The organism is Patescibacteria group bacterium, from assembly GCA_023473585.1.
Taxonomy (GTDB): Bacteria; Patescibacteriota; Microgenomatia; order JAMCYU01; family JAMCYU01; genus JAMCYU01.
Map to the genome: position 1 here is coordinate 24,693 of JAMCYU010000001.1, position 26,502 is coordinate 51,194.

Here is a 26,502-nt window from a genome sequence, read left to right on the forward strand (position 1 = left end):
TTAAACTAAGTTAAATGACTGTTTTCGGTGCCGGAAATCTCTTCGACTAATTTTTTAATTTTCGGAACCGAATTTTTATGACAGACCAAAACAACGTCATTGGTATTAATCACCAAATGCCCGTCAAGATCAATCGTGGTTACCAGCTGGTTAGTATAGTTATAAACCAAACAGTCCCGGCAGTCTTTTAAAAGCACTTTGCCAGAGGTCACGTTTTGCTCTGTTGAGGTTTGCAGAGCTTCTTTTAAAGCTTCCCAGGCGCCAACATCACTCCATTCTAAATTTTCAGAAATAACAAGGGCGGTTTTGGGATCTAGTTTTTCTAAAATCGCGTTGTCGAAGCTAATTTTTTCGATTTGCGGATAAATTTTATTGAGAATCGTTTTAAATTCCGCTGTTCCCCAGGCAGTTTGAATCAAAGATAGGTCATGAAACATTTTCGGAACCGAATTTTTATATTGATTCCATAAAAATCTCGGGGTGGTGACGAAATAACCCAAATTCCAGGAATGGCGTCCGCTTCTAAAATATTTTTCCGCCAAATCAAGTTCGGGACGGTAGCGAAAACTTTTAAATTTATAAATTTCAACGTCGTCTTCTTTGTCAATTCTTACGCCATGTTCAATCCAGCCTAAATTTTGACTGGCAAAACGGGGCTTTTGGCCAATAAAAATTATCTTTTGGGGATTTTTGATGATTCTTTTTTCCGCTGTTTTTAAGATTTTTCTAAAAAACTCTTCTTTTTTCACCAAGTGATCACTCCAAAGAATAACCATGGGAGTATCGGGTGATTCTTTGGCTAAAATAGCCGTCGCTAAACCGACGGCTGGACCAACATCACGCATTTGGGGTTCACCAATAATATTTTCTCGCGGTAGTTTTGGTAATTGCTGTTGAACTAATTTAATATAGTCGCTGCCGGTAGAAATATAAATGTCTTTCCATCCAAAGTCGGGAAATAAACGGTCAACTGCCAGCTGTAAGGTTGATTTTTCGCCGATGACTTTTTCAAACTGTTTAGGATATGATTTCCGCGATAAGGGCCAAAGCCTTGTTCCTACACCTCCGGCAAAAATAACCGCTTTCATTGACTGACTCCTTCCATAAATTTCTTAAAGTTTTTTTGGAAATTTTCTTTCGAAAATTTTTCCGCTTGTTTTCGACAAACCTCGGGACGGTATTTTTGCTCCGCAAAAACCCTCACGACTTTTTCTAAAGCTTGGGCTTCTTGCGGTGAAAAAAATTCTCCGGTCACGCCCGCAACAACTGTCTCTAAAGCTCCTCCGCCTTGATAGGCAATGACCGGTTTCCCACAAGCCAAAGCTTCGATTGGTACCAAACCAAAATCTTCTTCGCCGGGCAAGATAATTGCCCGACAATTTTGATAGTAAGATAAAAGTTGACTGTCTGTCAAATTTTGGCCTAAAAATTCAATGTTTCCCCTTGCCATTAGTTTTAATTTTTTTTCTTCAACGCCAGATCCGATAATTTTTAAGGGCAAGCCTAATTTATTGAAAGCCTCAATCGCAATGTCTATCCTTTTATAAGGAACTAGTCTTGAAACCACGAGGAAAAATTTTGACTTTTGTTCGTCAGCTGGCGGTTTGAACTTATTGATGTCTGCGGGTGGATAAATCACTTCTGCCTCCCGTCCATAATATTTTTTAAGACGCTTCGCCACGTTCTTTGAAATCACAAGGTAGATATCTGGTCTGGCACTGGCAATTTGATCCCAAATTCTTAGTTTCGTAACTAAAGGTTTCGTTACCATCCTCCATAAAGAATTCTTAAAGTAGTCCTCATACGATTGCCAAAGATACCGTGTCGGCGTTAGACAATAACAAAGATGTTCTGTTTTGGGCGTCGTGATAATACCCTTGGCGGCTTCAGAGGTCACCGAAATCACCAGATCATACTTATTAAAATCAAAGCTTTCAAAAGCCAAAGGCATTAAGGGAGCATAAAACTCGTGGTGTTTTTTGGCAAAGGGAAAATTTTGTAAAAATGAGGGGATAATTTTTGGGAAAACGCTGGCCCACGGCGCCCCTTCAGGATCATAAACAGAAGTATAAAGCGGCGCTTGGGGATAGATCTCGTGTAAAGCTAAAAGAAGTCTTTCGGCCCCGCCAATTTTGTTGACGCGGTCGTAAACTAAGGCAATCTCCATCACCCACTTATTTTAACAGATTTGCAGCTCAAAGAAAAAATTCGACCTTATCCCCAATCTCAATCTTAAGCTTTTTTATCAAACCCTGATTAACCTCTAAAACTTTATCAAAATTTTGTTTCGCCCTAATAATTTGCGGCTTTTCGTCTTTTTTCGGAAAAGACACGTTTTCGGAAAGATCAACCACGATGCCCTCATTAAGAAAGATAAAATCAAGATTAAATCGCATTTTGTCCATCCAAAAAGGATAATTACCGCTTGTTCCAAAAACAAACAACATTCCGGAGTCTTTGGCTAAACTCTCTCTGTCGGACAGTCCATGAGCAATCGCCAGGGGGTCTTTGGCCACTTCAACATAAATCGTTTCCTTCTTGATCATCACTTTTTGCCGCTTATCTTCGGAGATTATTAAAAATTTAAACCCGGCAACAAAGCCCAAAACAAGAGTCAGGAGAAAAAGAAAAATCAACCCTGAATTTTTCATCATAAATTACTTACCTCCTGATAGATTTTAAACGTTTCTCTGGCCAACTTATCCCAGGAATATTTTTTAACCTGCTCTTGCCCTTTTCTGATCATTTCTTCTTTGTTCTGTTGTTTTAAAACATTAGAACAAACCATCTTAAGCTTTTCTGCTATATCCTTGGGGTTCTGGGGATCAAAGTATAAAGCTCCTTCACCGTAGATCTCTCGAAAAACCGGAATATCCGAGCAAACAACTAAGCAGCTGCTGGCCATCGCTTCTAAGCCTGGCAAACCAAAACCCTCCATTAAGGAAGGAAAAACTAGGGCCAAAGCCTTTTGGTAAAGACTCGTTAATTCTTCCCTTTTGGCCGGCCCATAGAAACTCACCGACTCAGTTAATCCCATGACTTCAACTTTCTTCTTGAGCTGTTTGTAAAAATGGTCTTCTCCGCCGACAAGAATTAACTTAATACCCAATACTGAATACTTAATACTGGCGATTGCTTCAAGCAGGCGTTCAAGGTTTTTATGGGGATAGGCATTGCCTACATATAAAAAGTATTTGGTATTTAGTATTTGGTATTTAGTATTTGGTATTATATTAGGCTGCTTCATAAGTTACCGCTATTTTTTCCGAATTGAGATGATAGTGCTTTATAATTTCCCGTTTGGTTGTTTCCGAAACCGTGATGACCTTAACGGCCCGGTGAAGAGCAACCCACATGACCAGTTTATAACCCAACCTTTTAAGTTTATAGAGAAAAAGGGGCAAAGTCGAGGCTTTGCCGGTCTCAAAATGGTCCAGGATTAAATCATGAATGGTGACAATAAACTTTCCCGGATAAAAGATAGGCACGGAGAAATAGGGAAAATGGACAAGGTCCAATTTTTCCCGCCATAAAAGATAGGGCATGACTATTTGTTCTTTCAAGCTATGCCAGCGGATATCAATAATCATTTTTTCAAAGTTAGGTCCGGGAAGTTTAAATTCCTCAAACTCATTCTTGGCAAAGAACAAAAGATAATGGTTTTTTTGGTCAATTTTTGCCAAATTGCTTGTCAGTTCCTGAACGTAACGACCGACACCCGTTTGTTTCCATAATCTGGCATCAATTCCGATTTTCATACTAAAAACTTTCTAATTGTTACTTAGTGCTTTTTTTATTTCAATTCCCACCATCATTAAAAAGTTCAGTAAAGACGGATACTTTTTTAGATAGTGTTTCCGGTAAAAGATTTTCATCGTTTCGTAAAAATATTCTTTTGTTTCTCTTCTTATCTTATTCTCTTCACTGGCTCGGCCGCTTTGTTTTTTAAAATGGGTAATTTTTGCACCTGGATAATAAAAAATTTTAAAGCCGGCCTGTTTTATTCGGTATGACCAATCAAGATCTTCGCCGTACATAAAATAATCCTCGTCCAGAAACCCGACTTTCTCAATAACTTCTCTTCTTAAGAAATAAAAGGCGCCGGAAGGTGAATCAATTTCGTGAGGTTTATCAATCGGTAAGTAACCCAAATGATATTGGCCGAAAAGCCTGGATTTCGGAAAAAGTTTTTCCAGGCCCAAAAAATACGATAAAGAAGCCCACGGCGTGGGAAAACCCCGATGACACGCCGGATCAAGAGAGCCGTCGGGAAATTCCACCCGACAGGTGGCGACACCAATTTGAGGGTTTTCCTCCATAAATTTTAGCATCTTATGGATCGTATCTTTTTCCAAAAGCGTATCCGAATTTAAAAGTAAAATAAATTTTCCTGTTGCTTTTTTAAGACCAAGATTATTGCCTTTGGCAAACCCCAAATTCTTTCCATTTTCGATAATCTGTATTTTCTCGTCTTCAACCTTAATGCTTTCTACTGAATTATCCGTTGAGCCGTTATCCACCACGATAATCTCAACACTCTCTAGTCCTTTAACCGCTGCCTCAACCGATTGTAAGCAGCGAATGACTAAATCTTTGGTATTATAGCTAAGAACGATAATTGAGAGTTTGATCATTTCAACTTTTGAGAAAGTTCTCCAGCTTTTCGGCGATAATTTGCCAGTCATAATTTTCTTCAACCAGTTCTCTGGCTCGTTTAATCATCGCTTCGTATGTCTCCGGATGATTCATAAGATCAATCGTTACCTTGGCTAACTCATCGGTACTGTCACGAACAATCAGAGAATCCTGATCAAAGCCTTCCTGGCCAACGGGCGTCGTCACCACCGGAACACCACTGGCCATGGCCTCCAAAATTTTGTATTTTGTTCCGCCGCCGCTTTTTAAAGGCGCCAAAAGAACCGCGGCTTTTTGGTAGGCTTCTTTAATATCTTTGACCGTTTCGTCAATAAGAATATCTTTTTTTTCTAAACGTTTAAGCCAGGCCGGCGGATTTTGACCGACAATGAGAAGTTGTGCCTCGGGGACTCTTTTTTTAATTTGCGGAAAGATTTCCTTAACCAGCCACTCAACGGCCTGTAAATTTTGAAACCAGGAGAAATTGCCGATAAATAAAACATTTTTAATCCCCAAAGCTCGCTCCCTTAACATTTTAAAGCTTCCGGTGTCAACGCCGTTAGGAATGATTTCAACGTCTCCTCTTTCTGTTTTTTCTTCGATAATTTTTTTATCGGCTGCCGACATGACAGCGATTTTGGTCGCTTTTCGCCACATCCGTTTTTCCCAAATTTCCATTTTAAAAAGATCTATTTGCATCGGCAACCAAAGGATGATTTTTTGCCAAAAGGGCAAATTATCTCTGTATCGCTTATAGGCTAAATATTCGATATTTTGTTCGCTTAAGAATATCGGCAAAGAAAGTTCGGGAATTTTATCCATTAAATAAAAACACTCGCAATAAATGGCCTCTATTCCAAGAAAATAATCGGCTCGTAATTCTTTTGTCTTATAAAGATTCATGATTAAGGGTTTTGTGGAAAATAAGGTTTTGCCCAAAGCTTGAAGCGTCCAGGGTTTATATTGTCTTTTAATTAAATGAATCTCGTCGCAAATTTTTGTCAACTCGTCAAGATATTGTCTTTCGTTATCCTGACGGATATAAGAAACCAGCGTCACCCGATGATTTCGCTTTAGGGCTTGTAGAAGATGGTAGGCTCTTATCTGACCGCCGCTTAAGAGCGGCCATGGCAAAGTCGGCGTCAAAAAAAGAATTCTCATCTAAGTTTTACAATCACAAAACGATCGTTGGTGACAATGGGTGTCCATTTTTTGAGGACGTATTGAGTTTCCAAATCGGGGACATTGGTATTGACATAATAATCTGCTCCCAAAGTTATTTTTTTCTCGATCTCAAAACCCACTGGCCAACCTTGACGATTTGTCTGGTATAAAAAAGCCGTATCGCCCCCGTAGGGAGCAATAACTTTAGCGTCTTTGGGTATTAATTTATCCGTTGCCAAACCGGCCTCAACAATCGCCGGATTATTAATCCAGTAATAACTTCTTATCTCCCGCCAGGAGAGCAGGGTTCCTAAAAGAAAACAGAAAAGCACCATCGTCAAACTGGATAAACGCTGGAAATTGTTATTTTTGCTCAATAAAACCGCCATCCCCTGGCCCAAAAAAATGGCCAGGATCGGTAGCCATAAAATTTGGTAGTAATCATGCTGAACATTGCCGCGGGCAAAAACAAGCGCGTAGAGAACGGTTCCTGCCAAGAGGAACAGATTCGTTTTTTGAGAACCGGTTGATTTAGAGATTAAACCTATAACTAAAAAGACAATCAGCCAATAACCAGAAATAAGCTTGGCCAGTCTTTCTCCCAATAACCAATAAAAATAAGCGCCGGAAAAACGGATATTCCCGTCATTTAAAAGCCAGAAGTTAGCCGGAATCCCTTCCGGGTATTGCCCAATCCAATAACGCCAGAACAAAAACGGCAAAACCGCGAAAAGGGAAAAAAGAAAAAGTTTCAAAAAATAACGGCCGCCGAAGACAGGGTTTCTCAACCAAAAATAAACTAACGGCAAAAGAAGAAAACCGGCAGTAGGTTTCGTCAGAAGAGCTAAACCCGATAAAATAGCGGCGTTAAACCAAGATTTATCAAAAACCCAAAGAGCCCCGATAGCAAAAAAGACCGCCAGCATTTCCGGCAGGATAGCCCGGCTGTAAAAAATGCCGTATGGTAAAAAACAAAAAACAATAAGGGTACAAAAAGCAACCAAGTCTCCGCCTCTTTTTCTGGCAAGACTAAAAAGAAAAAACGCCGTCCCTAATGAGGCCAGGATACTGATTAAACGCAGTGCTATTTCGATCGTCATCCCCGGTATCATTTTCGTCAACTTAAATAATCCCACCCCTAATGTTTGGTAAACAGGAAATTCCACCATCCTGTACCCCAAAAGATTATCTTTCCCCGATTGGATATTGGAGAGGTCATCATAACGAGGCCGAAGAGGGTCAAAACCAAATTTTAAAAAATTTCTCGCCACCGCCGCCGTATCGGCCTGACGCCAAGAATGCCAATCCGCAACCGGACCATTAAGCCGGTAGAGTCTAAAAACAAAAGCTAATAAAATAATGACGAGAAATAAAATCCGTGTTTTTATCATTTAATCGGTACTTGTTTGACCTCACGCACGACTTCCTGAAGTTCACCTTTTTCAAAAACAAAAACGTGAGAATTCGGAGTCTTGTCCAGAAGATCAAGGGCTTGTTCAAGGGAAGGAACCGTTTGAATTTTTAGCGTCTCGTCCCGGAAAGAATGCCAAAGAGCATCATCCAAACCAACCGGGAAAACCCAGGCTCTTCCTTCTCTGATGGGGACGTCAACAAAATAAAAAGTTTTTCCGTAGGTTAAGGTTATATATTTTAATCTTAAACCCGAAAGAAGTTTAAGGCTCATTTCCCCGGCTTTATACCAGTCTTTATTGGTCTTGTTCAATTCGCTAAGATAATAATTCGTCAGCAATCCCATTATCAAGATTAAACTCAAGAGCGCATAAACGATTTTCTTTTTCCTAAAAAACTCATAAATTTTACAAAGGGTCAGACCCAAAATGATGGCCACGCCTGATGAACTTAAATAAGAATAACGTTCGGTAATATTACCCAAACCAAGAAAGGGTAATAAGGAGAGTATTGCCAAACCAAAACTAAAAATTGCCAGCGAGGAAAATCTTACTTTTCTTCTTCCCCACCAAAAGATCATAACCGCCAAAACCATCGAAAGACCGGAAAACAGCAAGAAGATATTCTTATATTGTCTGCCAAAATTGCGCCAGGAATCATAAAACGAAAGAAAGTTCGGACCGGTAAGAATTAATCCAAGATAGCCGAGTAAATTGCCTAAGCTGTTCGCAAAAAATAAATTCAGATTATAATTATAATCGCCAGAGAGACCGTGCGCCCCGGCCCACGATCTTAAAAGCAGATAAGCTGGAAGCAAGAGTAAAAAGGCAATCTGTGATTTAATTCTTTTTTGCCCTAAGGTCAGTTCATACCAAAGAATGATTAGCGGTCCGACAATCGCCCCTTCGTAACTCAAAATGGCCAATAAAAGCAAAAGAAAAGAGAAAAGATAATATCTTTTCTTATTGTTTTGCCTGAATAAACTGAAGAAATACAAGCCGCCAATAATTAAAAGCGCGGCAAAGTCATTGCCTATGGTTGAAATCCAAAAAAGAGACTCGCCATGAGAAGGCATGATTAAAAAGATAAGGGCTGCCAAAGCAGCCAATAATTTATTCCGACTTGATTTAAGAGTAAAAAGATATAAGAAGGCGCTCGTTCCGAAATGAAAAATAAGACTTAGCAAATGATAGCCGAAAGATTTAAGCCAAAAAACAGTAAACGAAATTAAATAAATAATCTTCGGCACCGGCCGATAGAAAAATCCAGCGGCGTTTGTAAAAAACGAGGGAATATCCTTAAAAGTGCTTTGGGCTGCCCACCTAAGCCAGGTGAAATCATCACCGACAAAATAATTATTTAAACTGTGGGCAAAAAAACTAAAGGTTAAAATAAAGAGAATAATTATGGAAAAAAGAGGCGAAAAGAGAATTTTTTTAATTTCGCTCATTAAGGGAATTTTTTCTTCGTAATAGAGTTTTAAACCGCCAAGGGTAATGCCCAAAATAAGCCAAATCGAAAAAGCCACTTTGGAAGCCTCAAAGATATCAATAAGAACGGCGTTGACAGCCAATCCCGTAAAACCGGCCGCAACGCCGATCGCCAAACTCCGAAGAAATGGCTGGGTGATTTTTTTTAAGGCGTATTTGATAAAAATCGCCAAGTTCGCGATCAAAAAAAGAAAAGATAATAAGCCAAAAATCCCGGTTTCTCCCAACATCCTTAGATAATCATTATCGGTGGCCAGATTAATTGAGGAATAACCGGTACCCAAGAGAGGGTTTCTTTTAAAAGCCGCAATCGCCCTGGGCCACTCTCCCTGGATACGAGTCGTTAGGGAAATATCATAAACTAAGGCTTTTTGAATTAAGAAACTTCCCGAAATAGACGCAACCTCACCGGATGTGGTTGCCAGGGGTTGTTTCTTGATAATGGAAACGGTCATCGTCTTGGGAGCCGTTGTGACGGTCGTCGGTAACCCGATATAGCCGCTACCGGCAGGTAAACTTTCCTCCGCCGGACTTTTTTCTGCTTCCGTGATAATCTTTCCGTCTTCAATTTTGTCAACCGTAGCAATTGGTTTACCTGTCTGCAAATCAAAAACCACCTGTTTAACTCTAAAGGTTTTTAAATAACGCTCGCCCACCCCACTGGTTATATTCATAAAAAGAATGCTGACCAAAATAACCGGAATAATTAGGAGTTTTCTTTTCTGCCACCAAAGCATGATGGTCATGGTTATTAAATAAACCATAAAAGAAACTCTTGAGGCGGTAGACAAAAGAAGAAATAAACACAAAAGAACGATGCCTAAAAGACCAATTTTGGCTAATTTTTTCTGGACCCCGAAAATGAGCGCGCTCAAAATAGCAATGACAAAAACCAAATAGGCCGCCAGATCGTAATGTCCGGCAAAAGTGGAAGTAATTCGGGCGCCTTCAGGAAGATAAAGAGGAATTCCCTTGGCAAATTCTTCGTTCATCGTTAAAAAAGCCGGAAAACCAAGCAATTTTTGTCCAAAACCGTAGAATAAAACTCCCAAAACGGTAAAGATCAAAATAAAGAGGTAATGATAAACATCTTTAAGACTTTTAACGGTGGAAAAGGCAATCAGAAAAATGACCATATACTCAATCCGGCGCACCCAGTGAAGGATAGCGACATTGGGGAAAAAATTTGACAATCTGGAAGATAAAAAAACCAGGGAAAAGACAAGGGAAATTCCCCCAATTAACCAGTAAAGAAAAATCGGCAAAGTTAAGGGTGTCTTTAGGCTCAACCTCCCCTTTAAGAGGTTAAGAACCCAAATAAAAACTAAGGCTGTCAAGAAAATATCTTCGAGTCTGATGTAAACCCAGGTATGAGGAACGTCTATTAAGGGTAATTTGGGCCATAAAGGGATAAAAGCCAATAAAAAACCCACGCCAATTTTTAAAAGATGATTGTCAAGCCAATTTATAAGCTTTCGCATAAATTCTTTTTGCTTCCGGGTCTTTAGCGATTATACCAAAAAGAACATATCTTACCAAGGCTCCTGATTTTAAAAGAAACCTTAAAATCGGCATCTGTAAGGGTGATTTGTGTTTTTTAAAAAAATACAAAATCTCTTGAAATTCTTCAGCGATACCCGCTAAATCGTCCCTGGCGGAAGAACCTTTAAGATGAACGACCCCAGCTTGGGGGTTAAAAACGATCTTTATACCAAATTTACTCGCCCTGGCACACCAATCAACCTCCTCCACGTACATAAACATCTTTTCGTCGAAATAACCAACTTTTTCGATCATTTCCCTGGTGGTCAAGAGAAAGGCGCCTGTCACCCAGCCTAAATCCTGTTGGCGAGTATAGAACTTTAGATTATCCATATGATATGGTTTAAGAAACTGATTTAAAAAATCGAGATTATCCAAAAAACTCATCCATAAAAAAACATTAAATAAATTCGGCAGGAATCCTCCTGATGGTTGCAGCGAACCGTCAAGGTTCCTGATCTGACAACCAACAACCCCGACTTCCTGATGATTTTGTAAAAAAGAGAGTTCCGTCTCGATCGCTTTTTCAGAAACTAACGTGTCGCTATTTAAAATAAGAAGATAAGTCCCTTTTGCCTCTCTTAGTCCCTGATTGACAGCTTTGGCAAAACCCAGATTTTTTAGATTTTTTAAAATTTTAACCTGCCCATATCTTTTCTCAACCTCTGCCGCTGTTTTATCTTCCGAGGCATTGTCAACGACAATGATCTCAAAATCTCCGTTTGTCGTTTGATAAATTGAGGCAAGACAATTAAGAAGAAGGTCGCAGGTATTATAACTGGGAATAATAATCGAAAGATCAGCCATATTATTGGAAGAGCCTGGCTCGTCCCAGACGGTATTGGGGATCTTTAAGCTGTCTTTCGGCAATCGGCTTGGCCGGAACACCACCTACCACCGTAAATTCAGGCACGTCTTTGGTTACCACCGCGCCGGCGGCCAAAATCGCTCCCCTGCCCACTTTAACCCCGGGCTGAATCATCACTCTCGGGCCGATAAAAACATAGTCAGCGATGGTCACGGGTGCACTGATCGCTTCAAAATCAGGACTATGGATGTTATGTTTGGCGTTATAAATAAGAACCTGAGAGGCGATATCGACATGATCGCCGATAGAAAGAGGCGCCCGGCCGTCCAAAAAGACATGATCGCCGATGATCGTATCTTCGCCGATGGTCACGCCTTTGGGATCAAAAAAATTCGCCCACATATGAATAATTGAGCCTTTGCCGATTTTCACGCCGGCAAGTTTATAAACCCAACGCCTGACAAAGTGCAACGGCACATGTCCTATCAATCGCAAAATCATAATTTCAAAATCAAGCCAGTAGTTATAAAGCCGGTTGACAATTTTCAGCAAAGCCTGGCTGAAACTTAGTTCTAGACCATTTTTATCTTTAAACATGTTTTTCTCCTACTTGTTTTAAAACATTTAACGTCTCTTTGGCGCATTTTTCCCAGCTGAATTTACTTGCCTGGATTTTCCCTTTTTCAATCAGCACCATTCTTTCATCACTCTCTATCGTTAAGACCTTTTCCAGGCCTTGGATAATGTCTTGGCTATCGTTAGGATCAACCAGAATCCCCGCCTCGCCAACCACTTCCGGAAGACTGGAAGTATTTGAGGTAACAACCGGACAACCATAGTTTAAAGCTTCCAAAACCGGCAAACCGAATCCCTCATAAAGACTGACCAAAACAAAACATTTGGCCTTTTGATAAAGAGCTGGCAGATCCTCATCCGGCACATAATCTAAAAATTTAACCTTCCTTTCGACGCCGAATTTGCGGGGCGCTTCATAAATCTCCCGATAAAGCCAGCCGGGCTTCCCGACGATAACCAGGGTATAGGGATTGGGATTTAAAGAAGAAAAGGCCTCAATTAATTTAACAAAGTTTTTCCTCGGCTGCAGCGTCCCCACCGATAAAATGTAGTCATTTTCTATACCGTATTTCTTTTTTATCTCTTCCATACTTAATACTTGATACTTAATACTTGTTACTTGTGTCAGTCCCGGATACGTCACCACTACTTTATCTTCTGCTATTTGATAATACTTAATTATATCACGCTTCGAAGCTTGCGAGATAGTTAAGACCTTTCTGGCTTTTTTAACCGAATAGGCGGTCCAGTTTTTAAGCTGATAAAGATCGCTTTTTTTAAACATTTCCGGATATTTCAAAAACGAAAGGTCCATGACGGAAACGACTCTGGGAAAGGGACAAAATCGAGGCGCGTAATGAGTGGGTGTAAAAAAAACGTCAATCTTTTCTTTTTCACTTAACTTATTTTTCAAAAGCGCCAAGGGCAAGCCTAATTGCGTCCATAACTTTTTGGGGCCGACGATTTTATATTTCCACCGCTCGGTCTCGTTAGGCAAATCTATCGATGGCTTGTTTTTTAAATATACTTGATAATTAATACTTGATTCTTGATACCTGTCGAATTGTTTTAACAATTCAAAGGCATACCTGCCTACTCCGACCCTGGTTTTGAAATTAGCCTCATTACCATCAACACCAATTAAAAGAGTTTTTGTCTTGTCTTGCATAAATAAATTCTTTTATGAGATTTACTATATTGCTTTAAAGTAATATAGTTTTTAGCCTTATTTTCTACGTTCTTCTCTTAAATTCTCCTCCAGTCTTCCACTTTCCCCGGATAAGTTACTTTTAGTCTTTTCTCTTCAATCCCTAAAATTTGCATGGCATCCCGTTTTGTGCTTTCGGAAATAGAAAAAATAACCGCTGACTCTTTTTTAACCCATTTAAGCTTCCTTTTTTGAGTCGCCACGATTTTTTTAGCGGTTTCCTCTGGATATTTGTAAACGATAAGATCATACAAAATGGTGGCTTTTTTAGCCTTTAATACCGGCGGTTCGGTCCAGTCAGAAGTAATAAAGATGTCAACGTCTCCGATAAACCATTCTATGGGGAAAAGATGCAGTCTGTTCCAGAGAAAAGCCAATAGAGCAAGTGGCAGCCAGAATGTTTTAAGCCGAACATTATTATGCTTGATACTTGATACTGGAAACTTAATACTTTTCCTCAAACTTGAAAAAAACAGAACATACTCATTTTTTTTGTCTATCTTTAACAAGTTCTCCACCAAATTCCCTAAATAAGAAGCGACTCCGGTTTTCTCATACGCCATCTGACTAATATCAATGCCTATTCTCATCTTCTTTTATCGGGTCCATAACCTTTGGGGTGAGTCGAGTGCCATTTCCAGGCTGTTTCCACAATCGTTTGCAAGTCAGAATACTTAGGCTCCCAACCTAATTCTTTTTTGATTTTGGCAGCATCGGCGATCAGTTCCTTGGCATCACCCGGACGCCGACTGCCAAACTTAAGAGGAAAATCTACGCCGCTGACTTTTTTAACGATATTAACCACCTCAATATTGGAAAAGCCTATACCTGGCCCGACATTATAAATATGGCTTGACGAATTTTTCATCAAAGAATCAAGGGCTAGAAGATGAGCCTCACAAAGATCAATAACATGAATATAATCTCTGATGCAGGTTCCGTCTTTCGTTTCATAGTCATTCCCGTAAATCGTAAACTCTCTGTTTTCCAGGGCCGCCTTAACGGCCAGCGGAATAAGATGCGTCTCTTCCTGATGGTCTTCGCCAAATTGTCCGTCCAGACTCGCTCCGGCGGCGTTAAAGTAACGTAGAGAAACAGAACGCAGGTTAAACAATTGATCATACCAGGCAAGGATTTTTTCCACCATTAACTTTGACTCGCCATAAGGATTCGTCGGTTCTTGAGGATCATTCTCGCTAATGGGGATTCTCGTCGGATTGCCATAAACTCCGGCAGAAGAGGAAAAAATTAACCTTAAGACGCCGGATTTAACCATCGCTTCGATGAGATTTAAGGCTCCGTAAGTATTTGTGTAAAAATATTTATAGGGGTTTTGCATTGATTCCTTCATGGAAATAACCCCGGCAAAGTGCATAACGGCATCAAATCTATTTTCAGAAAATAATTTAAACAAACAGTTTTGATCATTAACGTCACCAGTAATGAGTGGAATAGTTGATGGGAGAGTTTTTCGATGTCCTTCTTTAAGATTGTCTAAAACAACAACTTTGTGATTCTTTTCAAATAATTGCCTTACCATTTGACTACCAATATAACCGGCTCCTCCTGTGACTAAAATTTTCATTCTTTTCTCCTTCTTTTAATTTCGACTAATTGTAGGGTAATACTTAAGACGAAAAAAGCCGCGGCGTAGATGACGAATCTTTGAGCGGTAAAAAAAACCCAAAGTGCAAAAAGCGGCATGGCTAAAATTAAAAAAAGCAGGCCCAAACCGGCAGCCAATCGTCCGCTTCTTATAAAGAAAGCCGAAAACAGAAGAATGAGAAAGCCGATATCTTGAATTTTCATGATCCTAACCCTTATTATAGAGGAAATGAGCCGGTTAAACAAAAACGCGACGAAACTGATTATTGTTTGGATTCTTCTCTTGTCTATCCTCTATTCTCTGCTTTCAATTCTACGCCACAATCATTTTCAATCCGGCGGCTTTGATCTGGGCCTCTATGATCAGACTGTTTGGCAATATTCTAAGTTTTTAACTCCCTACAACACGATTAAGGAACGTTTTATCCTGGGAGACCACTTAACCCTGACCTTACCCTTACTTGCTCCCTTGTTCTTTGTCTGGGACGACGTTAGAATTTTGCTTGTCTTCCAGGCTTTTTGGATAAGTTTTTCTACCTTAGCTATCTATAAGCTCTGTTTAAAACGCGGTTTGTCTCCTTTTGCCTCACTTAATTTGAGTTTCATTTATAGTCTTTTTTATGGGATACAGTTTGCCATCTTTTTTGATTTTCATCCTGTAATTATCGGAGTAGGACTGATTGCCTGGTTAGTATATTTTTTAGAAAGCCATCAATCTAAATTGTTTGCAGTCACCCTTGTTCTTCTTCTTTTAACCCAGGAAAATATGGGTCTTGCTCTTACCTCCTTGGGCTTAATTTATCTTTTCCGGCAAAAATATCGGTCTTTAGCTATAACTTTTATTTTTGGCGGTCTTCTTTGGAGTTTATTAGCCACGAAAATCGTCGCTTTCTTTTCCCCTGTCGGCTTTCAGTATACACCGGAATTTGTCTTCAATCCCCTAAAAATTCTAGGCGGTTTTTTTGACTCAGAAGAAAAAAGGCTTGTCTGGATTTATTCTTTTAGCTGGTTTGCTTTTCTTCCGCTGCTTTCTTTGGGTTCATTCCTGGCCGTCTCTTTTGATCTGGCGCAATATTTTGTTACCGGCCAGGAATTTGCCCGCATGTGGAGCCCATACATGCATCACCGGGCGATCTTGGCGCCATATTTAGTTTTGGGAGTTTTAGAAACCATGGAGGTTTTTAAAAGGAAAGGGGTAAATCTTGAGAAAATTTCTGTTTTTTTAGTTATTATTAGCCTGGGCTTACAATATTTTCTCCATTTTCCCCTAAACAAACTGACAAAACCCATTTATTGGCAAGACGAAACATGGATGACGGATAACCAAAAATTATTAAAAAGGATTCCCGATAATGTCAGTCTTGTTGCTCAACAAAATCTTATTCCCCACTTATCTCACCGTAAGGAGATCTATTTAGTCTGGCCAAGACAGCATGAGGGCCAATGGTGGCTTGATTTTGGCGGTAAACCGCGATACTTAGTCGTTGACCTTCATCCGAATCAGTGGCTGACACAATTATTGGAGAGCAATGAAAATTTTGAAGCGGCGGTTAAAAATATGGAAAGTGCCGGCAGATTAACTTTAGTCACCTCGGTCAATAAATCACTCCTTTTCAAAATTAACGATTAATTCTCTTTAACAAATTCTTTGTATTCGCTCTGAAAAACTTTTTCCCATTTATAGTCAGACAATTTATTCTGAAATTTTCTTTTTAAGAAATCTGCGGACAGAATATAATTAGCTACAGATGTCGCGTCTCCTTTTGGGAAAAGAACCAGTTGTCCGCTCTCGATAAATTTTTTGAAAACGTCGTGATATTCTGGAAGATTATAAGCAATAACCGGTTTATTGATAACCATGGCTTCTAAAACGGCAATGGTCATTCCTTCAGCGTAGCTGGGAGATAAGAAAAAATCGCAATTTCTAAAAAGATCGCCCTTTTCTTTGCCTCTTTTATAACCGACAAAAATCATATTCTTTTCTAACTTGCAAGAACCGACCTTGTCTTTCAACGGTTTCTTATGATAAGAGGCTCCGTCACCCATAATCCCTAAAGTGAAATTTTTTCTTCGCCTAACTATTTTTTTCATGATTTCCGCTAAGTCAAAAATTCCTTTGGCCGGGTGGAGTCTGGCCCCAAATAAAGCGTTAAACTTTGGGGTTTTTCCGGAAATTTTTCCACTAAAAATTTCCGGTTCGATGCCATAATAATCATTTGTTTTAATTACTTTTATTCCCCTTTTTTCATAATATTTTTTAAGATAATTAGGAACGACAAAAATGGCATCGGTCTTTTTGAGAAGGAAATTTGAAAATAAAAAAGCAAGATATGGGACGGTTTTTAAGAAAAGACTACCGGGTCTTTCCTGTGGTTTAGGAACGGTATTGTCAACGTTAACATACCAACGTATTTTTTTATTTAACATTTTTATTAAAAAGGGAATAAAGATTAAATCCAAAGTTGATGACAGTGAATAAATAATGTCAACACTTCCTTTGACTTCAAAAATCAAAGGAAGGGCCAGAATATTGACCTTTAAAAAATCTGTGATGGCAGAATAATATTCCTTGCTTTTCCATTTGAAAGAAAAGGTATGGTAAGTAATTTGTTTTACCTGGCTTTGATAAAATCGCTGCGCCTCCGACGAACAAAGAAGAGAAACTGCTAGGTCTCTTTTTTGCCAATACTTTATTCTTAAAATCATAGGAACGCGATTAACGCCCTTTGAATAGCTGGGGTCGCAAACCAATATTCGCAAATGTTTCTTTGGAAAATTCTTTTTCATGATTTTATCAATAAACTCTTAAGACTTTTACTAATTATTCTTTTCATTAAAAAAATATCTGGTAAAACCGTTTTAAAATAAAATTTCATATTTTGTAATAAGGCTGATTTCTCCATCTGATAAATTATCTTAAGATATTTTTTATGATAACGATATTTCGTATTTAAAAATATCCTGTCCTTTAAAAAATCCGGTGGGTCTTTTTTAAAAAAATCAAGAAGATTTAAAGAAGGAAGTTGCACGAATAATTGACTGTATTCAATCTTGTCACTTAACAGTTTGTTTTCTTTTGAGTATTCCCAGATTTTCGTGCCCGGATAGGGTGTTAAAATATAGATATGGGTATTGTCCAAGGGGTATTTTTTCATAAACTCATAGGTTTTTTTAAGATCGGCTAATGTTTCGCCTGGGGTTCCCACAATATACCCACTGCTACTGGTTAAATTATATTTTCGACAAAGAGTTACGGCTCTTTTATTATCGGCAACGGTGACGGAATTTTGCTTTAAATAATTTAAAATTCTTTCGGAGCCACTTTCTAATCCAAAGATTAATCGCTTAACGTTCATTTTTTTTAAAATTAAACAAATTCTTTCATTAATAAGATTCGCCCTGGCATAACCAAAAAAGGTTAGCTTTTTATTTAAGCCATTTTTCTCTATTAATTCCGCCAATTTTTTAACGCGTTCTTCCGGAGCTATAAAAAGGTCATCCCAAAACATAATCCCGTCAATTTCATATTTATTTATCAGGTGTTTTATTTCTTTAAGAACGTATTCCGGTGAATGAAAACGCACTCTTCCCCATTGAACGGGAGAACCGCAAAAGACACAATGATATGGACACCCTCTTGAAGTCATAATCGTCGCCATCCTTCTTACCCCAAAAAGATTTATTTGGTCTTTTAAATAAAATTCTTCCATGGGCACTAGTTCTCTGGCCGGAAATGGTAATTCGTCTATATTTTCTATCAACTCCCTTTTCCCAGTTTTAAATATCTTTGCGTTTTTGAGAAAAATAACGCCTTTTATCTTTTCTATTTTTTTTAAGGGAAACTTGTGATCCTTCTTATAAATCTCGATAAGCTCAAGAAGGGTTTTTTCCCCTTCACCGATAACGCCTAAATCAAAAACGGGGTCAAAAGATTCGGGTGAAGCGGAAATATGAATACCGCCAATAAATAAAAAAGCTTTTACTCTTTTCTTGATTTCTTTTGCGCTCTCTAGAGTTTTTTCAAACATCAAAGTGTCGCTCGTAAAGCCGATAATATCCGCGTTAGCCCTAATTATTTCAGGGATGGGGTTTTCTCCTTCAATAATCTTAACTTTTACCTCTGGTGATTTTTGCTTAATATGGGCAGCAAGAGATAAAAGACCAAAGTGAGGAGATTGAGCCGGAAACTTCCAAAAGTTTACAAGCAACAGCAAAATTTTAGTCTTTTTTTTCATTTCTTTGGCCGGATAAAATGATGAGGGTTACCGCAGATATCAATAATGTCAAAACAGTAATGGCCATGCCAAAAGAAAGATATTTTTGAGATGAATATTCCACGATAATATTTTTGTTTTTGTTTTCGTCAATTTTAAAACTATTAAATCGATCATAAATTTTTTGCGATTTAATCTCTTTTCCATCGATCTTAACTTTCCATTGAGGATCATAATTTTCCGAAAAACCTAAAACTACGGGCTTATTGAAATTTTTAATCGTTACCAAATATTGCGTCGGATTAATCATCCGCCATTCTATAGAGCCATCCTCTTGCGTTAAGTTTTCTAACCAAAAACGGTCGGTAAAATTTTGCGTTTCATAAACAGCGCTTTTTTCAAATGTTTTTACCTTCCGAAAAGAAATAATTTTATCAAGACTTTTTTCCAGTTGGACTCGTGTGACGGAATCGTATTGTCTATCCTTGATAAAAAGCTCTTCCTCACTATCGTACGGCAGAATTACGTATTTTACTCCGGATAAAAAAAGTTCTCTTTCTCCTTCTTTGGTCTTTAATTTATCTACCACCGAAGAAGCGTTTTCTAAATTAAAAAAATAAAGACCGTCAATGGCTGGATGATTATCAGAGTAAAAAGCAAAACGCTGTTTCTGTGGAATCCAAAAGGTTCTAAAAAAACCAGGTTGATCATTAATAAAATTCTTTAAGTCAACATATTCTCGTGGAATGATTTTGGGCTTAAAAGTCCCGTTCAATTCTCCGCTCCAGGCTGGTTTGATTAAAAGCAGCAAGCAGCAAGCCACAAGCAGCAAGAATAAACTTGGTATGTATTTTTTAAATTTTAACCATTCATATATTTTCCAAGTGCTGTATGGAATCAAAACGCTATAGGAAAGAGCCACGAGCGTATAAAATTTAGTCGAGTCCCTAAACATCACCATGCCCGGAAGATAGTTAAACAAACCTAAATAAATCTCACCGAATGGCCAATTACTGCCCTTGGCTAAAAACGCACCCGCCAGTCCCAAAATTACAAAAAATATTATTACCGACTCGCTATCTGATCGAAAAGTCGTTTGTTTCTCTTCGCAGTTTTGAATTTTAACCTGTACTTTTGACTTTTGCTTCGTGACTTTTGACTTATTAACAAAAAGCAAACTACTAAAGGCTAATATTGGTATAAAAAGGAACTCCCATTTCATAAAGTAACTCTTTCCGAAAATATTCTCTGGCCAGTTGGGATGCAAAAGTGAAAGAGTGTTTTCAAGTTTGGCAAAGCTAAAAAAATTCACCGCGTCGCTGCTTGTATGCGCCAAAGACATTGAACCGGCAGGATTTTCAAAATTAAAAAGAAAAGGCAGTAACCAAAAACCGTGGATACCCAAAATAATCAGTCCCGCCATTACTAAGAAAATGATTATTTTTTTGTAATTTTGCAAAAATTGTCCGTAGAAAAAAAGACTGTAAAAAATTAAAAGACCCATCCCCAAATAGGCGATGCGAAAATCCCAGGCGACAAGGAGAGCAAGGATTAAGCCAAAGATAATCGCTTTCTTTGCCGATGCTTTTTCCCAAAAACTAACAAAGACGGCCAGAGTTAACGGGATTAAAAGATAAGCCAAGACAACCGTTAATTGCCCGCCGCCCATAATCATTAAAAAATAGCTGTTAAGAAAAAAGATAAAAGAGGAAAGAAAGAAGAATTTTCTGGGAAAAAGCTTCAGTTGCCCGGCTAAAATTGCCGGGAAAAGAAGTCCGGAGAGAACAATGGGGAAAAACCATAATATCCTTTCTATTGTCGAATAAGAAAAAAATTTCCCTAAAAAACCCAAAGGGACGTTGTAAAAATATACACCCTGAAACAGCAAGGAGTTTCCTCCAAGCCCGGCATTTCTAAATGTCTCCCAAGAAAAGGGTAAATTAAAATATCCCACTATTTGCTCCGGATAAAAAAAACTCCAATCACCGGCCGTAATTAAACCACCAAAAAACCAATTCTTAAAAACAAAGAAAATAACAACCAATAATGCTAAAAACCCCATCATTTTTTTAACTTATTTCTCGCTTCCAAATAAAAATATTGCCACAGACCAAGACAAATAAAAAGAAATTCCCAAACGCTAAAGCGCTCAGCAAAAATCATATTTTTAAAAAGAAAAAACGGCACGGTCAAAATTAAACAAAGTAAGGCAAGGAAAAAGAAAAACTTTTCGCTGATTTTATAAATTACGCCAATTAATATCCAATAAAAAAGCAAAACCAGAAGAGCTTGCGAGTCAACGCTTGGATAAAAAGAAAGGTTAACGATAAGACCGCCAAGGCCCAGGGAAACAGCTAGTAATCGGTATTGACCAAGTTTTTCCTTAATCACTTTAAAAGTCTGTCTCATTTCTTCCTCCTTTTAATTAATTGTAGTAAAGAAATCAAGCTTATTACCAGAAAGGCGACAAGAGAAACAATAATTCCCCACACAAACCATTTTTGAGGTTGGTATTCAATCGTTAATTCCCTGTCTTGGTTACTACTTTCAAGATACCACGCATTAGCATAGCCGTTAACTAAATAATGATTCTTGTCCGTTAAAGATTTTTGACCATCATAGATTTTCCATCCCTGGTCATAGCTTTGAGAAAGAATTAGATAAAAAGGTTCGTTTGTTTTAAGAAGAGAAATTTTGTACTTGACCGGGCTTATTTTCGTGGATTCTAAAATAAGTCCCCCCGATAAATCTTCCTTTTTAATTTTGGACGCAAGAACAAGTTTGGGCAAGTAAACTTTGGTCAATTCAATATTATCAACTAAAACTTTGCCATCTTGAGAATATAAATAAATAAACGCCCCTAAACTTTCCCTGTCGGCTCTTAAAAGAACCTGATAGTTTTCAATTTTATCTAGTTGATCTCTTAAAAGAACAGTATCGGTCGGCAACCAGTCCCCAGCTAATCTGTCAAAGAGATTTTTTCTTTCTTTAATAAGAAGGTTTAATTTTGAATCTTCCTTTAGTTTTTTAAAATTGATTTTTAAAAGATATAATTGATTTGGCTGCCAATCGCTTATTTCCTGAAGACTTATGGAAATTTCTTTTGGCAGATTGAGGTTTTCGTTAAGATTTTCAAAAAGCAGGCTGTTTAACTTATTACTGATTAAATAGTTAGTGTTATAAAATTGCCATTTTTTCGGATCAAGCAAATTAACCGCTTGTCCCAAGTGTACCTTAAAAACGTTTGTTTTGGGTTCAAGTGTAAAGGTTCCCAAATCTTGTTTATTGATCTCTCCAAAAGAACTATTATTAAGGAAAAATTCTTTTTTCCCTTGGGAAAGAAAAAAAGATTGGTTATTACCAAAGTCAAGAGAAGCTTCGTATTGACCGAAAACCGGTGTTTTGATTTCGTATTCTAATTGAGAAAATTGTAAAGTAGGCTGAGAAAATTGTAAAGTAGGCAAAGCATTATTTGGTTTTATTTCTTTTAAGCTTTTAAACGCTTCTCTCCAGGAAGATAATTTTTCTTTATTCCAAAAAGCCGTAGTTTGGCTTAATTTCTCTATTTTTTCCTGATGCCTGTCTAAATATTCAACAACCAGTTCTAAATTGTCACGTTGATTCCCAAAGTCACCCGATAATTCGATCGCCTTATTTATTTTTTGTCCGTATCTTTTAAGATTGTCTTGCCACCACTGATTTTGCACTCCCCATTTTATTATCTCGCTTATTCTTTTCGTGGCGTAAAATAATTCTTTATCAAAAAGTTTCTTCTTATTTTTGACATTAATTTCTTCTTCTTTTTGCTCTTTTAACAAAACAATCTTGTAAAAAAAAGAGCCGGGATTAATTCTTACATAAGGATAGAAAACCTCACCAAGATAATTTTCCTGTCCCAAGAAAAGCCGATAATAATTTCTTCCCTTCATATCGAAAGCGGCGTTTCTTGAAGAGCTTTCTATAATGACGGAATTTGCGTCTTTCAAAAATTGCGTGTTCTTATCTTGGTCATCGCCTTCCTGATAAACCATGACTTCCTGTTTACGACTTAGTTTTGAGGCCGCTAAGAAAAGATTATTTTTGTTTCCTTGAAAATAAACAAGCTGTTTGGGTATGTAAATTGGGGGGGTCTGACAAGATGGTTCTACTTTAGTTAAATTGAAATAATTATTGTTGATTAAATTTTCTCCCGGAAACGGCAACTGTCTTGTCTTCTCTTGCCCGGCTGCGTCTTTTTCCTCAACGACGTAACCGATATTGTAAAGAGAGGAAAAAAGACAAGCCTCTTGAGACGAAAAGCTCTCGGGGCTGGAAGGCAAATTCACGCCGCTGGTATGAATTAACGGTTTTTTAGTAAGCCAGCTTAAGATTGATTGACCGCTATAAAACCAATTTTTATGGACATAACCGTCGTTTAAAGGTAAAGACAAGACTTTATTGTCATCTTTTAACCCGTCAAGTTTATCTCCTAATTGGAAATATTCGTTTGGAAGAGAAATCCCCTTTTGTTGAGAACCGCCACCAAAGGAATATTCCAATTTATAGCCTAAATAAATGGGGTGGAAAATTAAAAGATTGACTATTAATAAACCTATAAAGCCGTATTTCCATTTTTGCGATAAATAATAAGCGCAAATTGTTAAAAAGAAAGAGTAAAAAACAGCGCCGGCGATGATAACCGTTGAGGTGGTTCTAAAGAGCTTAAAAACCGGAATTTTAGTAAGCATTAATCTGTAAACCTCACCAAAAGGAGGATTCGGTCCTTTGGCAATGAAGATAAGAATGACTAAGGGAACTAAAAGAAAAAAAATAATTGTTTTCGCTTTTTTATCTTTAATAAAAATTGTTGTCAAAAGAGCGAACAACCACAAAGAAAAAGTCCAAACAACAAAAATCGGGTTTGATAAAAATTGGCCAAGATTAGACTTCTTATCAATCAAATTAGAATTAAAAAATCTCATCGTGAAAGGAAGTGCGGCCGAATAAAGATCCGCGTTTCCGTCATAAACGGTAACCTCTTTTGAATATTGACCATAAATTCCCTTTGCTCCCAAAGTATCGTTAACGAAAGGAAGAAAAACAAAAGCGTTTAAAAGCAAGGTTAAAATCGATAAAAGAAAAAGTCTTTGAAAAAGTTTTATAACTGAAATTTTTTGAATATAACCATAAGCTAAAACGAGGAAAAAGGCAGCCATACAAAAGGTAATTAAAAGTTTTGCCTGGGGAAGATCGGGAAAAAAAGAAATATTAACAAAAAACGAAAACGGCAAAATATAAAAGGTTTTTTTGGTTTCAAGAAATTTTAAAAGAAAAAAAAGACAAATCGGAAAACCATATAGGGGAAGGGTCCCTACTAAAACGAGAATCGCTGCGGGATTAAGCAGGAAAAACAAAGCGGCAAATAAGGCTAGTTTATTTTGCTCGTATTTTGTTCCCTTAAAAAGGTTTTTATAGAGAAAATAGCAGCAAATAAATCCCAGGATATAAAAACAAACGGTAAAGATTTTAACGCCTAAATAGGCCGGAACACCAAGAGTCTTCAAAAAGAAAAATGGTAATTGCCAAAAAAGAAGCATGTATTTAAAAAAACTGAGGCCGTTATTTTGTTCTTCCCAAAGATACAAAGACCTTAAGAGATTATCTTGAGGTTTAAGAGGAAAAATAAAATCTCCCCCAATATAAAAATTATTATCCCAAATAGACAAAATAAAGACAATTAAGATAATTATCGGAAGAAAATAAAAATAATTATTTTGACAAAATCTGATCGCTTTTTTAATCATGTTTGGAAAGAACAGTTATGAGGCAGAAAATAACTGTCAAGATTGATATTATACCACCAATATAGAAAAATCGCTGCGGCCAATATTCGATTATCAAAACGTAATTTGTCTCGTTCCCAACGTCTTCGGGATTGATTTGCCAACCGTTAGTTTCGCCGCTGGCTAAAAAATGCCTTGAGTCTGCCAAATCTTGATTTTGGCCTTTCGCATTTTGAACTTGTATTTTCCACTCCGGACTGTAATTTTGCGCCAGGAAAAGAGTGTATGGGCAAGTTGCCCCCTGAACATTAACCAGATACCTCGTCGGATTAATCTTTCTAAAAGAAATCTTGGGATCGGAATTCGTTTTTTTTACAAAAACCGGCGGCAAGACGCATTCCGCTTTTACTTTTTTTAAAAGAAAAAATTTATCTTCGAAGATTTTATCCGCCGGAAAAGCAAGATTGCTATCGGCGTAATTGTCAATCGAGTCCTTTTCGTGCAGAAGATAACCGACATTACGAAATTTAAGCCATTGACAGGCTTCTTCTCTTGTCATTTTCTTCAAAAACTCATTCGCTTCAAGAGCGGTTTTGCCGGGAATAACGCTATGGCTATGAATCAAGTGTTTTTTTATGAGCCAATTAATAATTGAGGATCCTCTATAACCCCAGTCTTTATAACTATAACCGTCGTCCAAAGGCACAGAGAGAATCTTTGATTCATCGGCAAGAAAATTTATAAGTTTTGCCATCTGAAAATATTCTTTAGGAATACCTACCCCTTTTTGAAAAGCACTGCCACCGGGGTAGTTATATAATTTATATCCTAAATAGACAAAGTGAAAAACCAGAACATGAATCAAGATAAAGAAATAAAAAAACCTTTTTTGTTTTTTATAAAAAGCATAAAGCGATAAGCTCATTAAGAAAGCGAAAAATAGTGATCCGGCCACAACCACCGTTGACGAAGTTCTGAAAACTTTAAAAAAGGAAACGTTAAAAAGAAAATATTTATAAATTTCGCCGAAAGGAGGATTCGCTCCTTTGGCCAGAAAAAAATAAAAACACGTAAACGCCAGTAAAAGATAAATAATTTTTTTCTTATCCTTATCTTTTTCCAAAAAACAAAACCACAAAATAATAACCCAGATGAAAAAACTCCAAAGAAGAAAATAAGAACTGCTAAGTGTTTGCCCTAATCGCGAAACGTCGTCAACTAAATTTGAATTATAAAACCGCATCGTAAAAGGCAAAGCCGCCGACGGCACATCGGCCATCCCGTTATATACGGTTACGCTTTGCGAGTATTGTTTAAAAACTCCTCTCCCGCCAAAAACGTCATTAATAAATGGGAGTAAAACAAAAGCGTTTAATAAAAAGACGATTATTGTTGCCGGAAAAAGAGTTTTAAAGACTTTCCAAAACGAAAGTTTGTTGAGAATTTTGTAAAGGATGACCAAAAAAAATAAACCGATAGAAAAAGTAATTAAGCTTTTCGCCTGGGGAAGATCCGATAAATAACCAAGATTGAAAAAGATTGTAAATGGCAAAAGAAAAAGAAGATTTTTTCTTTCCAGGTATTTTAAAAGAAAATAGGCGCAGACAGGAAAAGAATACAGGGGATGAAAACCTATCACCACTAAAATTGCCGATGGATTAAGGATAAAGATGATCGCTGTTATTAAAGCAAGGACTTTATCGTCGTATTTTGTTTTCTTAAAGAGAACTCTGTAGGTTAAGTAGGTAAAAATAAATCCAACAACATAAAAAAGGATGATAACGATTTTAATGCCGACATCGGCGGGAATTTTAAATAAGGAAGAAATTAGAAAGGGGACGTGCCAAATTAAAAACATGTATCTAAAAAAACTTAAACCACTATTTTCTTCTTGCCAAAGATAAAGAGCTTTCAGAATATTATTTTGCGGAGCAAGCGGGAAAATTAGATCTCCGCCGATATAAAAATTTCTATCCCAAATTGAAATAATAAAAATAACAAGAAGGATAAGCGGAAGAAAAAAGATATTATTTTTTTTAATTAGCTTTGTGAAGATTTTAAGCCAGTCATCTTTAATGGCAATTTTCAT

22 protein-coding genes are annotated in these 26,502 nt (G+C 37.6%); 1 reads left to right on the forward strand and 21 read right to left on the reverse strand.

What is annotated here, in order from left to right; genetic code table 11:
• Nucleotides 1-5: 5 nt before the first annotated feature.
• The 15 genes from M1575_00125 to M1575_00195 all read right to left on the reverse strand — a co-directional run bounded on the left by M1575_00125 (nt 6) and on the right by M1575_00195 (nt 14,641).
• Entirely contained in the window at nt 6-1,088 is a 1,083-nt protein-coding gene (locus M1575_00125) for a sugar phosphate nucleotidyltransferase (GenBank protein MCL5095132.1), read from the reverse strand.
• Nucleotides 1,085-2,167, reverse strand: coding sequence for a glycosyltransferase (locus tag M1575_00130; GenBank protein ID MCL5095133.1), 1,083 nt, complete (start codon nt 2,165-2,167; stop codon nt 1,085-1,087). Before M1575_00130 ends, M1575_00125 begins: the two co-directional genes overlap by 4 nt.
• A 28-nt stretch (nt 2,168-2,195) precedes the next feature.
• Nucleotides 2,196-2,654, reverse strand: a complete 459-nt coding sequence (locus M1575_00135) for a DUF192 domain-containing protein (protein ID MCL5095134.1) — start codon at nt 2,652-2,654, stop codon at nt 2,196-2,198.
• Nucleotides 2,651-3,247 (reverse strand): glycosyltransferase family 4 protein, encoded by a 597-nt coding sequence (locus M1575_00140; protein MCL5095135.1) that lies wholly within the window; start codon nt 3,245-3,247, stop codon nt 2,651-2,653. Before M1575_00140 ends, M1575_00135 begins: the two co-directional genes overlap by 4 nt.
• Nucleotides 3,234-3,758 carry a glycosyltransferase gene (locus tag M1575_00145; GenBank protein ID MCL5095136.1) on the reverse strand — a complete coding sequence of 175 codons (525 nt, stop codon included), beginning with the start codon at nt 3,756-3,758 and terminating at the stop codon, nt 3,234-3,236. Before M1575_00145 ends, M1575_00140 begins: the two co-directional genes overlap by 14 nt.
• A 12-nt stretch (nt 3,759-3,770) precedes the next feature.
• Entirely contained in the window at nt 3,771-4,685 is a 915-nt protein-coding gene (locus M1575_00150; protein MCL5095137.1) for a glycosyltransferase family 2 protein, read from the reverse strand.
• Nucleotides 4,636-5,796 (reverse strand): glycosyltransferase family 4 protein, encoded by a 1,161-nt coding sequence (locus M1575_00155; GenBank protein ID MCL5095138.1) that lies wholly within the window; start codon nt 5,794-5,796, stop codon nt 4,636-4,638. Before M1575_00155 ends, M1575_00150 begins: the two co-directional genes overlap by 50 nt.
• The gene (locus tag M1575_00160; protein MCL5095139.1) at nt 5,793-7,190 is read right to left on the reverse strand and encodes a glycosyltransferase family 39 protein; all 1,398 of its coding nucleotides are present in this window, start codon (nt 7,188-7,190) and stop codon (nt 5,793-5,795) included. The genes M1575_00155 and M1575_00160 overlap by 4 nt, the downstream gene beginning before the upstream one ends.
• Nucleotides 7,187-10,180, reverse strand: a complete 2,994-nt coding sequence (locus M1575_00165) for an O-antigen ligase family protein (protein ID MCL5095140.1) — start codon at nt 10,178-10,180, stop codon at nt 7,187-7,189. The genes M1575_00160 and M1575_00165 overlap by 4 nt, the downstream gene beginning before the upstream one ends.
• Nucleotides 10,155-11,048, reverse strand: coding sequence for a glycosyltransferase family 2 protein (locus M1575_00170; GenBank protein ID MCL5095141.1), 894 nt, complete (start codon nt 11,046-11,048; stop codon nt 10,155-10,157). The genes M1575_00165 and M1575_00170 overlap by 26 nt, the downstream gene beginning before the upstream one ends.
• Before the next feature lies 1 nt (nt 11,049).
• Nucleotides 11,050-11,646, reverse strand: coding sequence for an acyltransferase (locus M1575_00175; protein ID MCL5095142.1), 597 nt, complete (start codon nt 11,644-11,646; stop codon nt 11,050-11,052).
• Entirely contained in the window at nt 11,639-12,793 is a 1,155-nt protein-coding gene (locus M1575_00180; GenBank protein MCL5095143.1) for a glycosyltransferase family 4 protein, read from the reverse strand. The genes M1575_00175 and M1575_00180 overlap by 8 nt, the downstream gene beginning before the upstream one ends.
• A gap of 77 nt (nt 12,794-12,870) precedes the next feature.
• Nucleotides 12,871-13,422 carry a hypothetical protein gene (locus tag M1575_00185; protein ID MCL5095144.1) on the reverse strand — a complete coding sequence of 184 codons (552 nt, stop codon included), beginning with the start codon at nt 13,420-13,422 and terminating at the stop codon, nt 12,871-12,873.
• Entirely contained in the window at nt 13,419-14,417 is a 999-nt protein-coding gene (galE, locus tag M1575_00190) for a UDP-glucose 4-epimerase GalE (GenBank protein ID MCL5095145.1), read from the reverse strand. Before galE ends, M1575_00185 begins: the two co-directional genes overlap by 4 nt.
• Entirely contained in the window at nt 14,414-14,641 is a 228-nt protein-coding gene (locus M1575_00195) for a hypothetical protein (GenBank protein ID MCL5095146.1), read from the reverse strand. Before M1575_00195 ends, galE begins: the two co-directional genes overlap by 4 nt.
• Before the next feature lie 25 nt (nt 14,642-14,666).
• Between M1575_00195 and M1575_00200 the strand changes: the two genes are divergently transcribed.
• The gene (locus tag M1575_00200) at nt 14,667-16,067 is read left to right on the forward strand and encodes a DUF2079 domain-containing protein (protein MCL5095147.1); all 1,401 of its coding nucleotides are present in this window, start codon (nt 14,667-14,669) and stop codon (nt 16,065-16,067) included.
• On the opposite strand, the gene M1575_00205 is transcribed toward M1575_00200, so the two are convergent.
• From M1575_00205 to M1575_00230, 6 genes are read right to left on the reverse strand one after another with little or no spacing between them, the layout of a single operon-like run.
• Complete coding sequence (locus M1575_00205; GenBank protein MCL5095148.1) at nt 16,064-17,224, reverse strand: glycosyltransferase; 1,161 nt, start codon at nt 17,222-17,224, stop codon at nt 16,064-16,066. The two genes, M1575_00200 and M1575_00205, sit on opposite strands and share 4 nt — an antisense overlap.
• On the reverse strand, nt 17,221-18,672 hold the full coding sequence (locus tag M1575_00210) for a B12-binding domain-containing radical SAM protein (protein ID MCL5095149.1): 1,452 nt from the start codon (nt 18,670-18,672) through the stop codon (nt 17,221-17,223). The genes M1575_00205 and M1575_00210 overlap by 4 nt, the downstream gene beginning before the upstream one ends.
• A complete protein-coding gene (locus M1575_00215) occupies nt 18,656-20,716 on the reverse strand; it encodes a hypothetical protein (protein ID MCL5095150.1) in 2,061 nt (686 codons plus the stop codon). Before M1575_00215 ends, M1575_00210 begins: the two co-directional genes overlap by 17 nt.
• The gene (locus M1575_00220; GenBank protein MCL5095151.1) at nt 20,713-21,060 is read right to left on the reverse strand and encodes a hypothetical protein; all 348 of its coding nucleotides are present in this window, start codon (nt 21,058-21,060) and stop codon (nt 20,713-20,715) included. The genes M1575_00215 and M1575_00220 overlap by 4 nt, the downstream gene beginning before the upstream one ends.
• Entirely contained in the window at nt 21,057-24,434 is a 3,378-nt protein-coding gene (locus M1575_00225) for a hypothetical protein (GenBank protein MCL5095152.1), read from the reverse strand. The genes M1575_00220 and M1575_00225 overlap by 4 nt, the downstream gene beginning before the upstream one ends.
• On the reverse strand, nt 24,427-26,502 hold the full coding sequence (locus M1575_00230) for a YfhO family protein (protein ID MCL5095153.1): 2,076 nt from the start codon (nt 26,500-26,502) through the stop codon (nt 24,427-24,429). Before M1575_00230 ends, M1575_00225 begins: the two co-directional genes overlap by 8 nt.

Coding starts and splice junctions, on each gene's coding strand:
- M1575_00125 (MCL5095132.1), bottom strand. CDS start 1,088: ATGAAAGCGGTTATTTTTGCCGGAGGTGTAGGAACAAGGCTTTGGCCC.
- M1575_00130 (MCL5095133.1), bottom strand. CDS start 2,167: ATGGAGATTGCCTTAGTTTACGACCGCGTCAACAAAATTGGCGGGGCC.
- M1575_00135 (MCL5095134.1), bottom strand. CDS start 2,654: ATGATGAAAAATTCAGGGTTGATTTTTCTTTTTCTCCTGACTCTTGTT.
- M1575_00140 (MCL5095135.1), bottom strand. CDS start 3,247: ATGAAGCAGCCTAATATAATACCAAATACTAAATACCAAATACTAAAT.
- M1575_00145 (MCL5095136.1), bottom strand. CDS start 3,758: ATGAAAATCGGAATTGATGCCAGATTATGGAAACAAACGGGTGTCGGT.
- M1575_00150 (MCL5095137.1), bottom strand. CDS start 4,685: ATGACTGGCAAATTATCGCCGAAAAGCTGGAGAACTTTCTCAAAAGTT.
- M1575_00155 (MCL5095138.1), bottom strand. CDS start 5,796: ATGAGAATTCTTTTTTTGACGCCGACTTTGCCATGGCCGCTCTTAAGC.
- M1575_00160 (MCL5095139.1), bottom strand. CDS start 7,190: ATGATAAAAACACGGATTTTATTTCTCGTCATTATTTTATTAGCTTTT.
- M1575_00165 (MCL5095140.1), bottom strand. CDS start 10,180: ATGCGAAAGCTTATAAATTGGCTTGACAATCATCTTTTAAAAATTGGC.
- M1575_00170 (MCL5095141.1), bottom strand. CDS start 11,048: ATGGCTGATCTTTCGATTATTATTCCCAGTTATAATACCTGCGACCTT.
- M1575_00175 (MCL5095142.1), bottom strand. CDS start 11,646: ATGTTTAAAGATAAAAATGGTCTAGAACTAAGTTTCAGCCAGGCTTTG.
- M1575_00180 (MCL5095143.1), bottom strand. CDS start 12,793: ATGCAAGACAAGACAAAAACTCTTTTAATTGGTGTTGATGGTAATGAG.
- M1575_00185 (MCL5095144.1), bottom strand. CDS start 13,422: ATGAGAATAGGCATTGATATTAGTCAGATGGCGTATGAGAAAACCGGA.
- galE (MCL5095145.1), bottom strand. CDS start 14,417: ATGAAAATTTTAGTCACAGGAGGAGCCGGTTATATTGGTAGTCAAATG.
- M1575_00195 (MCL5095146.1), bottom strand. CDS start 14,641: ATGAAAATTCAAGATATCGGCTTTCTCATTCTTCTGTTTTCGGCTTTC.
- M1575_00200 (MCL5095147.1), top strand. CDS start 14,667: ATGAGCCGGTTAAACAAAAACGCGACGAAACTGATTATTGTTTGGATT.
- M1575_00205 (MCL5095148.1), bottom strand. CDS start 17,224: ATGAAAAAGAATTTTCCAAAGAAACATTTGCGAATATTGGTTTGCGAC.
- M1575_00210 (MCL5095149.1), bottom strand. CDS start 18,672: ATGAAAAAAAAGACTAAAATTTTGCTGTTGCTTGTAAACTTTTGGAAG.
- M1575_00215 (MCL5095150.1), bottom strand. CDS start 20,716: ATGATGGGGTTTTTAGCATTATTGGTTGTTATTTTCTTTGTTTTTAAG.
- M1575_00220 (MCL5095151.1), bottom strand. CDS start 21,060: ATGAGACAGACTTTTAAAGTGATTAAGGAAAAACTTGGTCAATACCGA.
- M1575_00225 (MCL5095152.1), bottom strand. CDS start 24,434: ATGATTAAAAAAGCGATCAGATTTTGTCAAAATAATTATTTTTATTTT.
- M1575_00230 (MCL5095153.1), bottom strand. CDS start 26,502: ATGAAAATTGCCATTAAAGATGACTGGCTTAAAATCTTCACAAAGCTA.